This is a genomic window from Streptomyces sp. NPDC051921, assembly GCF_040680975.1.
Taxonomy (GTDB): Bacteria; Actinomycetota; Actinomycetes; order Streptomycetales; family Streptomycetaceae; genus Streptomyces.
Map to the genome: position 1 here is coordinate 75058 of NZ_JBFAXU010000030.1, position 7159 is coordinate 82216.

Below are 7159 nucleotides of genomic sequence, written 5' to 3' on the forward strand. Positions count from 1 at the left end.
AAGGGCTATGACGAAGCCATCCCTCCCCGATCTCCTCCACGCCGCCGTCTCCGCCGTCGGCGGTGTGGAGCGCCCCGGCCAGGTCACCATGGCCGAGGCCGTGGCCGAGGCCATCGACGACGGTTCCCACCTCCTCGTCCAGGCCGGCACCGGCACCGGTAAGTCCCTCGGCTATCTCGTGCCGGCGCTGGCGCAGGGGGAGCGGGTGGTGGTCGCGACGGCGACGCTGGCGCTCCAGCGCCAGCTCGTCGAGCGCGACCTGCCGCGGACGGTCGACGCGCTGCACCCGCAGCTGCGGCGCCGCCCGGAGTTCGCCATGCTCAAGGGCCGGTCGAATTACCTGTGCCTGCACCGCCTCCACGAGGGCGTGCCGCAGGACGAGGAGGAGGGCCTCTTCGACCCGTTCGAGGCGGCGGCTCCCACCAGCAAGCTCGGCCAGGACCTGCTGCGGCTGCGTGACTGGTCCGACGAGACCGAGACCGGCGATCGCGACGATCTCACGCCGGGCGTCTCCGACCGGGCCTGGGCCCAGGTCTCCGTCTCCTCGCGCGAGTGTCTGGGCGCGAGCAAGTGCGCGTACGGGGCGGAATGCTTCGCCGAGGCGGCCCGCGAGCGGGCCAAGCTGGCCGAGGTCGTCGTCACCAACCACGCGCTGCTCGCCATCGACGCCATCGAGGGCGCGCCGGTGCTGCCGCAGCACGAGGTGCTGATCGTGGACGAGGCCCATGAGCTGGTCTCCCGGGTGACCGGGGTCGCCACCGGCGAGCTCACCCCGGGGCAGGTGAACCGGGCGGTGCGGCGCGCGGCGAAGCTGGTCGACGAGAAGGTCGCGGATCAGCTGCAGACCGCCGCCGAGGGTTTCGAGAAGCTGATGGAGCTGGCGCTGCCCGGCCGTCTGGAGGAGATCCCGGAGGACCTCGGCTACGCGCTGATGGCCCTCCGCGACGCCTCGCGTGCGGTGATCACGGCCCTCGGCTCCACGCGCGACCGCTCGGTGCAGGACGAGGACGCGGTCCGCAAGCAGGCCCTCGCGTCCGTGGAGACCGTCCACGGTGTCGCCGAGCGGATCACCCAGGGCTCGGAGTACGACGTCGTCTGGTACGAGCGGCACGACCGTTTCGGCGCCTCGCTGCGGGTCGCGCCGCTGACGGTGTCGGGCCTCCTTCGCGAGAAGCTGTTCGCCGACCGGTCGGTCGTCCTCACCTCGGCCACCCTCAAGCTGGGCGGCGACTTCAACGGGGTGGGCGCGTCGCTGGGCCTGGCCCCCGAGGGCACCCAGGGCGAGGACCTGCCGGTGTGGAAGGGCATCGACGTGGGCTCGCCCTTCGACTATCCCAAGCAGGGCATCCTCTACGTCGCCAAGCATCTGAACCGGCCCGCGCGGGACGGCGAGCGCGGCGACATGCTGGACGAGCTGACCGAGCTGATGCAGGCCGCCGGCGGGCGCACGCTCGGACTGTTCTCCTCGATGCGTGCCGCCCAGCTGGCGGCCGAGGAGCTGCGGACCAGGATTCCCGAGCTGCCGATCCTGCTCCAGGGCGAGGACACCCTCGGTGAGCTGATCAAGAACTTCGCCGCCGACCCGCAGACCTGCCTCTTCGGCACGCTCTCCCTCTGGCAGGGCGTCGACGTCCCGGGGCCGAACTGCCAGCTCGTCGTGATGGACAAGATTCCCTTCCCGCGTCCGGACGACCCGCTGATGAGCGCGCGCCAGAAGGCGGTCGAGGACGTCGGCGGCAACGGGTTCATGGCGGTGGCGGCGACGCACGCGGCGCTGCTCATGGCACAGGGCGCCGGCCGGCTCGTGCGTGCGACGGGGGACCGCGGTGTGGTCGCGGTCCTCGATCCGCGGCTCGCGACGGCGCGGTACGGCAGCTATCTGAAGGCCTCGCTGCCCGACTTCTGGTACACGACGGACCGCAACCAGGTGCGGAAGTCCCTCGCGGCGATCGACGCGGCCGCACAGGCCGCGGCGGAGGCGTAGCGGCAGCGGCAGCGGGACCCATGGGGCCTTGGAAGCGGGGCTCCCTGGGAACGCGCTGCCGGCGGCAAGGCCCTGGGCCGGGCCCGAAGACGGTCGGAAAACAGCAGGGCCCCGGGACCGGCGCAGTGGGTCCCGGGGCCCGGTTCAGGGCCGACGAGGTGGGTCACACCCGTCGCAGTACGGCGACGACCTTGCCCAGGATGGTGGCCTCGTCGCCAGGGATCGGCTGGTACGCCGCGTTGTGCGGGAGCAGCCAGACGTGGCCGTCCTCGCGCTTGAAGCGCTTGACCGTGGCCTCGCCGTCGAGCATGGCGGCCACGATGTCGCCGTTCTCGGCGACGGGCTGGCGGCGGACCGTGACCCAGTCGCCGTCGCAGATCGCGGCCTCGATCATGGAGTCGCCGACCACCTTGAGGACGAACAGCTCGCCGTCACCGACCAGCTGTCGGGGGAGCGGGAAGACGTCCTCGACGGACTCCTCGGCCAGGATGGGGCCACCGGCCGCGATACGGCCGACCAGGGGGACGTAGGAGGCGGCGGGCTTGCCCGTGGTGTCCGTCGGCTGCGTGCTGGGCTGGTCGGAGCCGCGCACCTCGTACGCGCGGGGCCGGTGCGGGTCGCGACGGAGGAAGCCCTTGCGCTCCAGGGCCATCAGCTGGTGTGCCACGGAGGAGGTGCTGGAGAGGCCCACGGCCTGGCCGATCTCGCGCATCGACGGCGGGTAGCCGCGGCGCTGCACCGAGTCGCGGATGACCTCGATGACCCGGCGCTGGCGGTCGGTGAGGCCGGAGCTGTCGGCCCTGATGCCTGGAGGTCGTCCGGGGAGCGAGCGCGCGGGTCGGCCGGGCTCCCCCTCCCCGTTCATGACTGCGTCATTCATCGCATGCACCGGCTCGAGTCGGCCCTGGGAGCGGTCCTGGGCAGTGATGGTGGCACTGTCTGCGGTGGTGGTCACGTCGGCGGCCCCTCTCGAATGGTCTCCCTGGCTGGCACAACGGTAGTAGCTTTCGAAAGGTTGCGCCAAACACACGTTCGAGTGAAAATTCGCAGTTCGTCTTACGTGTGTGCGTGAGTGGGTGTATACGCAGACCTGGCCACCGCCCCAAAACGGTCATTACGGTAGCCTTCACCGCCGGGTCGGATCGGGTCGGCGCCCGGCCGGGGGGTGTTCTCCCCAGTGTGGCACCGGGCACCCCGGAATCGGCGCCGCCGCGCCCTTCCCGTACCCTCGTGGCCGGTCGCCGGCACCCCGGCACCCCCGCCGCGAGCGCGACACGCGCAGGGCTGCGAAATCGCCGACCAACCCAAGATCTAGTGGTTGCATGTCGACTGCCACCCACAAGTAGTGGTCCCCGGTCGGCCGGGGGTGCTCGGATCGCCTATGCTGGTGGTCGCTTCGAGGGGCCTTGACGGGCCCGGCGAGGCTATTCAGTCGTGCCGTGAGGGAGGGTCGGAACCACATGCACTGCCCCTTCTGCAGGCACCCCGACAGTCGCGTCGTCGACAGTCGCACCACCGACGACGGGACGTCCATCCGCCGCCGCCGCCAGTGCCCCGAATGCTCCCGTCGTTTCACGACGGTGGAGACGTGTTCGCTCATGGTGGTCAAGCGGTCCGGGGTCACCGAACCCTTCAGTCGCACCAAGGTCATCTCCGGCGTCCGCAAGGCATGTCAGGGACGGCCCGTCACCGAGGACGCCCTCGCCAAGCTCGGCCAACGGGTCGAGGAGGCGGTGCGCGCCACCGGGAGCGCCGAGCTGACCACCCACGACGTGGGTCTGGCCATCCTCGGCCCGCTGCAGGAACTCGACCTCGTCGCGTACCTGCGATTCGCGTCCGTTTACAAGGCCTTCGACAGCCTCGAAGACTTCGAGGCCGCCATCGCGGAGCTCCGCGACCGGCCTCCCGCTGAGGACGGCGGGACCGGAGCGACCCCTGGGGTGCCCGTTCCCGCCACCGCCGCCGACTAGACCGGCGGGCCGGACCCGTGCGGGTCCGGCGACCGGCCGCCACGCGGCCCCACAAGACCTGCCCCGAGCGATCCGCGAGGCGTTCGTGGCAAGAGCACTACAGACGTCAGTACAGAAGACGGAGCCCTGGAATTTTCCTGGCGCTCCAGTGTGTTTTGCCCGTATATGGGAGGCGGCATGACAGAGACGGCGAGCGGTCCGGCACGTGGTTCCCGCGCCAAGGGAGCCAAGGCGGCGAGCAAGGGCCTGCGTATCGAGCGCATCCACACCACCCCCGGCGTGCATCCGTACGACGAGGTGAACTGGGAGCGCCGTGACGTCGTCATGACCAACTGGCGCGACGGCTCGATCAACTTCGAGCAGCGCGGCGTCGAGTTCCCCGACTTCTGGTCGGTGAACGCGGTCAACATCGTCACCAGCAAGTACTTCCGCGGGGCCGTCGGCACCCCGCAGCGCGAGACCGGTCTCAAGCAGCTCATCGACCGGATCGTGAAGACCTACACGAAGGCCGGCGAGGACTACGGCTACTTCGCCTCCCCCGCCGACGCCGAGATCTTCGAGCACGAGCTGGCCTACGCCCTCCTGCACCAGATCTTCAGCTTCAACTCCCCGGTGTGGTTCAACGTCGGCACGCCGCAGCCCCAGCAGGTCTCCGCCTGCTTCATCCTGTCCGTCGACGACTCCATGGAGTCGATCCTCGACTGGTACAAGGAAGAGGGCATGATCTTCAAGGGCGGCTCCGGTGCCGGCCTGAACCTCTCCCGCATCCGCTCCTCCAAGGAGCTGCTCTCCTCGGGCGGCAACGCCTCCGGCCCGGTCTCCTTCATGCGCGGCGCCGACGCCTCGGCAGGAACGATCAAGTCGGGCGGTGCCACCCGCCGCGCCGCCAAGATGGTCATCCTCGACGTCGACCACCCGGACATCGAGGACTTCATCGAGACCAAGGTCAAGGAGGAGGAGAAGATCCGCGCCCTCCGCGACGCGGGCTTCGACATGGACCTGGGCGGCGACGACATCACATCCGTCCAGTACCAGAACGCCAACAACTCCGTCCGCGTGAACGACGAGTTCATGAAGGCCGTCGAGGCCGGCGGCAAGTTCGGCCTGCGCGCCCGCATGACCGGCGAGGTCATCGAGGAGGTCGACGCCAAGGCGCTCTTCCGCAAGATGGCCGAGGCCGCGTGGGCCTGTGCCGACCCGGGCATCCAGTACGACGACACGATCAACCACTGGCACACCTGCCCCGAGTCCGGCCGCATCAACGGCTCGAACCCGTGCAGCGAGTACATGCACCTGGACAACACGTCCTGCAACCTCGCCTCGCTGAACCTGATGAAGTTCCTCAAGGACGACGGCAAGGGCAACCAGTCCTTCGACGTCGAGCGCTTCGCCAAGGTCGTCGAGCTCGTCATCACCGCGATGGACATCTCCATCTGCTTCGCCGACTTCCCGACCCAGAAGATCGGCGAGAACACCCGCGCCTTCCGCCAGCTCGGCATCGGCTACGCCAACCTCGGCGCGCTCCTGATGGCGACCGGCCACGCGTACGACTCCGACGGCGGCCGCGCGCTGGCCGGCGCCATCACCTCCCTGATGACCGGCACCTCGTACAAGCGCTCCGCCGAGCTCGCCGCGGTCGTCGGCGCGTACGACGGCTACGCCCGCAACGCCGAGCCGCACCAGCGCGTCATGAAGCAGCACGCCGACGCCAACGACAAGGCCGTCCGCATGGACGACCTCGACTCGCCGATCTGGGCCGCCGCCACGGAGGCCTGGCAGGACGTCGTCCGCCTCGGCGCCAAGAACGGCTTCCGCAACGCGCAGGCCTCGGTCATCGCCCCGACCGGCACCATCGGTCTCGCGATGTCCTGCGACACCACCGGCCTCGAGCCCGACCTCGCCCTGGTCAAGTTCAAGAAGCTGGTCGGCGGCGGTTCGATGCAGATCGTCAACGGCACCGTCCCGCAGGCCCTGCGCCGCCTGGGCTACCAGGAGGAGCAGATCGAGGCGATCGTCGCCCACATCGCCGAGCACGGCAACGTGATCGACGCCCCCGGCCTGAAGACCGAGCACTACGAGGTCTTCGACTGCGCCATGGGCGAGCGTTCCATCTCCGCGATGGGCCACGTCCGCATGATGGCCGCCATCCAGCCGTGGATCTCCGGCGCCCTCTCCAAGACCGTCAACCTGCCGGAGACGGCCACGGTCGAGGACGTCGAGGAGGTCTACTTCGAGGCCTGGAAGATGGGCGTCAAGGCGCTCGCCATCTACCGCGACAACTGCAAGGTCGGCCAGCCGCTCTCCGCCAAGAAGAAGGAGGACGAGAAGGCCGAGGTGACCGCGAAGACCGAGGCGACGATCCGCGAGGCCGTCGAGAAGGTCGTCGAGTACCGCCCGGTCCGCAAGCGCCTCCCGAAGGGCCGCCCGGGGATCACCACCTCGTTCACGGTCGGTGGCGCCGAGGGCTACATGACCGCCAACTCCTACCCGGACGACGGTCTCGGCGAGGTCTTCCTGAAGATGTCCAAGCAGGGTTCGACCCTCGCCGGCATGATGGACGCCTTCTCCATCGCCGTCTCCGTCGGCCTCCAGTACGGCGTGCCGCTGGAGACCTACGTCTCGAAGTTCACCAACATGCGCTTCGAGCCGGCCGGCATGACGGACGACCCGGACGTGCGGATGGCGCAGTCGATCGTCGACTACATCTTCCGCCGCCTGGCGCTCGACTTCCTTCCGTTCGAGACTCGCTCCGCGCTCGGCATCCACTCCGCCGAGGAGCGGCAGCGCCACCTGGAGACCGGCTCGTACGAGCAGTCCGTCGAGGACGTCGACATGGACGTCGAGGGTCTGGCCCAGTCCGCCCCGCGCGCCCAGGAGCTGAAGGCGGTCGCCGCCCCGGCGAAGGCCGAGATCCCGGCCCCGAAGCAGGCCCACACCTCCGCGGAGCTCGTCGAGATGCAGCTCGGCATCAGCGCGGACGCCCCGCTCTGCTTCTCGTGCGGTACGAAGATGCAGCGCGCCGGCTCCTGCTACATCTGCGAGGGCTGCGGCTCGACCAGTGGTTGCAGCTGAAACCGGGCGGAACCGCGTCGGATGCACCGTCTGACGTAGCGGAACCCCAAGCGTGTTCTCTGTGAGGGAGGTGCGTCGGCCCTGGGCCGTTGCCCCACTGGGTGGGCGTCTCGGTCCAGGTGACCTCCAGGCC

The 7159-nt window shown here is 69.7% G+C and carries 4 protein-coding genes; 3 read left to right on the forward strand and 1 reads right to left on the reverse strand.

What is annotated here, in order from left to right; translation table 11 throughout:
- Positions 1-7: 7 nt before the first annotated feature.
- A complete protein-coding gene (locus AB0M16_RS31910; protein WP_365349162.1) occupies positions 8-1984 on the forward strand; it encodes an ATP-dependent DNA helicase in 1977 nt (658 codons plus the stop codon).
- 163 nt (positions 1985-2147) lie between these two features.
- Here AB0M16_RS31910 and lexA read toward each other — a convergent pair whose 3' ends face one another.
- Positions 2148-2939, reverse strand: coding sequence for a transcriptional repressor LexA (gene lexA / locus AB0M16_RS31915; protein WP_365349164.1), 792 nt, complete (start codon positions 2937-2939; stop codon positions 2148-2150).
- A 505-nt stretch (positions 2940-3444) separates the two neighbouring features.
- On the opposite strand from lexA, the gene nrdR reads away from it, so the two are divergent.
- A complete protein-coding gene (gene nrdR, locus AB0M16_RS31920; protein WP_365349175.1) occupies positions 3445-3954 on the forward strand; it encodes a transcriptional regulator NrdR in 510 nt (169 codons plus the stop codon).
- A gap of 177 nt (positions 3955-4131) precedes the next feature.
- Complete coding sequence (locus tag AB0M16_RS31925; RefSeq protein ID WP_365349166.1) at positions 4132-7026, forward strand: vitamin B12-dependent ribonucleotide reductase; 2895 nt, start codon at positions 4132-4134, stop codon at positions 7024-7026.
- Positions 7027-7159 lie beyond the last annotated feature (133 nt).

Bases quoted from the DNA above. Each gene is read 5' to 3' on its own strand.
- AB0M16_RS31910 (WP_365349162.1), top strand. From the start codon at position 8: ATGACGAAGCCATCCCTCCCCGATCTCCTCCACGCCGCCGTCTCCGCC.
- nrdR (WP_365349175.1), top strand. From the start codon at position 3,445: ATGCACTGCCCCTTCTGCAGGCACCCCGACAGTCGCGTCGTCGACAGT.
- AB0M16_RS31925 (WP_365349166.1), top strand. From the start codon at position 4,132: ATGACAGAGACGGCGAGCGGTCCGGCACGTGGTTCCCGCGCCAAGGGA.